At 48.4% G+C, this 2973-nt stretch carries 1 rRNA gene; it reads right to left on the bottom strand.

Annotated features, from left to right (window positions below):
• Positions 1-2: 2 nt before the first annotated feature.
• Positions 3-2908, bottom strand: a 23S ribosomal RNA gene (locus RR45_RS10765).
• Positions 2909-2973: the final 65 nt, after the last annotated feature.

Below are 2973 nucleotides of genomic sequence, written 5' to 3'. Positions count from 1 at the left end.
ATTAGGTAAAGTCCTCGAGCTATTAGTACTAGTCCGCTCCAAGTATCACTACCCTTCCACTTCTAGCCTATCTACCTGATCATCTCTCAGGGCTCTTAATTCATAAAGAATGGGAAATCTCATCTTGAGGTTGGTTTCACACTTAGATGCTTTCAGCGTTTATCCGTTCCCTACATAGCTACCCAGCGATGCCTTTGGCAAGACAACTGGTACACCAGCGGTAAGTCCACCCCGGTCCTCTCGTACTAAGGGCAGATCCTCTCAAATTTCCTACGCCCGCGACGGATAGGGACCGAACTGTCTCACGACGTTCTGAACCCAGCTCGCGTGCCGCTTTAATGGGCGAACAGCCCAACCCTTGGGACCGACTACAGCCCCAGGATGCGACGAGCCGACATCGAGGTGCCAAACCTCCCCGTCGATGTGAACTCTTGGGGGAGATAAGCCTGTTATCCCCAGGGTAGCTTTTATCCGTTGAGCGATGGCCCTTCCATGCGGTACCACCGGATCACTAAGTCCTACTTTCGTACCTGCTCGACTTGTATGTCTCGCAGTCAATCTCCCTTATACCTTTACACTCTACGCATGATTTCCAACCATGCTGAGGGAAACTTTGAGCGCCTCCGTTACTCTTTAGGAGGCGACCGCCCCAGTCAAACTGCCCAGCAGACACTGTCTCCCACGACGATTAGCCGTGCGGGTTAGAGTAGCCATGACACAAGGGTAGTATCCCAACAACGCCTCACTGAAAACTAGCGTCCTCAGTTCAATGGCTCCTACCTATCCTGTACATGTGCAACAGATACTCAATATCAACTTGCAGTAAAGCTCCATGGGGTCTTTCCGTCCTGTCGCGGGTAACCTGCATCTTCACAGGTACTAAAATTTCACCGAGTCTCTCGTTGAGACAGTGCCCAAATCGTTACGCCTTTCGTGCGGGTCGGAACTTACCCGACAAGGAATTTCGCTACCTTAGGACCGTTATAGTTACGGCCGCCGTTTACTGGGGCTTCAATTCATACCTTCGCTTACGCTAAGCACTCCTCTTAACCTTCCAGCACCGGGCAGGCGTCACCCCCTATACATCATCTTACGATTTAGCAGAGAGCTGTGTTTTTGATAAACAGTCGCTTGGGCCTATTCACTGCGGCTCTACAAATGTAGAGCACCCCTTCTCCCGAAGTTACGGGGTCATTTTGCCGAGTTCCTTAACGAGAGTTCTCTCGCTCACCTGAGGCTACTCGCCTCGACTACCTGTGTCGGTTTGCGGTACGGGTAGGTTATAATTAAACGCTAGAAGATTTTCTTGGCAGTGTGACATCAGATACTTCGCACTCGAAAGTGCTTCCCCATCACAGCTCAATCTTAAAGGTACAAGCATTTGACTCATACCAAACCTCACTGCTTAGACCAGAATCCATTAACTGGCATATCTTAGCCTACTGCGTCCCTCCAATCACTATATAACCTAGTACAGGAATATCAACCTGTTGTCCATCGGATACGCCATTCGGCCTCTCCTTAGGTCCCGACTAACCCAGGGCGGACGAGCCTTCCCCTGGAAACCTTAGTCTTACGGTGGACAGGATTCTCACCTGTCTTGCGCTACTCATACCGGCATTCTCACTTCTTATCGCTCCAGCACTCCTCACGGTATACCTTCGTCGCTGATAAGAACGCTCTCCTACCAATTAAATAAATTTAATTCCATAGCTTCGGTAATATGTTTTAGCCCCGGTACATTTTCGGCGCAGGATCACTCGACTAGTGAGCTATTACGCACTCTTTAAATGATAGCTGCTTCTGAGCTAACATCCTAGTTGTCTGTGCAATCCCACATCCTTTTCCACTTAACATATATTTTGGGACCTTAGCTGATGGTCTGGGCTGTTTCCCTTTCGACTATGGATCTTAGCACTCACAGTCTGACTGCCCAACGCATGTCAATGGCATTCGGAGTTTATCTGAGATTGGTAATCCGGGATGGACCCCTCACCCAAACAGTGCTCTACCTCCATGACATTCAAGTTGGACGCTAGCCCTAAAGCTATTTCGGAGAGAACCAGCTATCTCCAAGTTCGTTTGGAATTTCTCCGCTATCCACAAGTCATCCAAACACTTTTCAACGTGTCCTGGTTCGGGCCTCCAGTGCGTCTTACCGCACCTTCACCCTGCTCATGGATAGGTCACATGGTTTCGGGTCTAAATCATGATACTATGTCGCCCTATTAAGACTCGCTTTCGCTACGGCTCCGACTCTTCATCTTAACCTCGCATCATAACTTAACTCGCCGGTTCATTCTACAAAAGGCACGCTCTCACCCATTAACGGGCTCGAACTTGTTGTAGGCACACGGTTTCAGGTGCTATTTCACTCCCCTCCCGGGGTTCTTTTCACCTTTCCCTCACGGTACTTGTTCACTATCGGTCACTAGAGAGTATTTAGGGTTGGGAGATGGTCCTCCCAGATTCCGACGAGATTTCTCGTGTCTCGCCGTACTCAGGATACTGCTAGGTATATATTCTATTTCAACTACGAGGCTATTACTCTCTTTAGCTTACCTTCCCAGGTAATTCGTCTATAAAATATAAGTCCACTGCGCAGTCCTACAACCCCAAGAGACAAGTCTCTTGGTTTGCCCTTCTTCCGTTTCGCTCGCCGCTACTAAGGAAATCGCGTTTGCTTTCTCTTCCTGTTGCTACTTAGATGTTTCAGTTCACAACGTCTTGCCCTGTAAGTGCTATGTATTCACACAAACAGTAGTAGCCATTAGCTACTGGGTTTCCCCATTCGGACACCTACGGATCAATGCTTACTTACAGCTCCCCGTAGAATTTCGTAGTTAGTCACGTCCTTCATCGCCTTCTAGTGCCAAGGCATCCACCGTGCGCCCTTATTAACTTAACCTTTAATTCGATACATTTAAGTATCTGGTAATAAGTATTGAGTATTTTCATACTCACGCTTTTTTT

This window comes from Pseudolactococcus chungangensis CAU 28 = DSM 22330 (assembly GCF_002441885.1).
In the GTDB taxonomy this organism is placed as follows: Bacteria; Bacillota; Bacilli; order Lactobacillales; family Streptococcaceae; genus Pseudolactococcus; species Pseudolactococcus chungangensis.
This window is presented reverse-complemented; position numbering and strand designations above follow the sequence as displayed.